At 46.0% G+C, this 589-nt stretch carries 1 protein-coding gene; it reads left to right on the top strand.

The window, feature by feature from the left end; all coding sequences use genetic code 11:
* A partial coding sequence (locus R7Z77_RS27015) for a tetratricopeptide repeat protein (protein ID WP_318137261.1) occupies window positions 1-589 on the top strand: 589 nt, incomplete at both ends.

The raw sequence follows: 589 nt of genomic DNA, 5'->3' as shown, positions 1-589 counted from the left end.
TGATTCTTACGGTTGCGTTAAGTTATGGGCTTTATTACAAGTTTGGCGCATCTCAAGATGTTGTGAAATGGCAAGAGGTTACGTCTAACTTGCCAGAGCTTTCTAAGAAGCTGATGTCGTCGTCTTCTGAACCTCTGAGCGATGATGAAATGGCTGATTTAACGTTGGCACTGCGCACGCGCCTGCATTATCAACCAGAAGATTCAACCGGTTGGTTGCTACTCGGTCGTATTGCATTAGCGAACCGCGATGTGACGACAGCCATCGATTCTATGAAGAAATCGTATGCTCTTGAGCCAAAAGATCCTGACGTCATGTTAGGTTACGCTCAGGCGTTAATGCTTTCTCAAGACGAGATGGACCAAGCAACGGCTCGTTCTTTACTTGGTAAGCTCATGCAACAAGATTACGTGGATTTACGCGTGTTCTCATTGCTCGCATTTGATGCATTTGAACGTAAAGATTACCCAGCAGCAATTAAATACTGGGGTATCATGCAGCAGATGATCGGTCCTGACGATAGCCGTTACGAAAGCCTTTCACGCAGTATCGACCATGCACGCAAACAAATGGGTGAAGTGGTTTCTCC

The organism is Vibrio sp. 1401, assembly GCF_033340295.1.
This window is presented reverse-complemented; position numbering and strand designations above follow the sequence as displayed.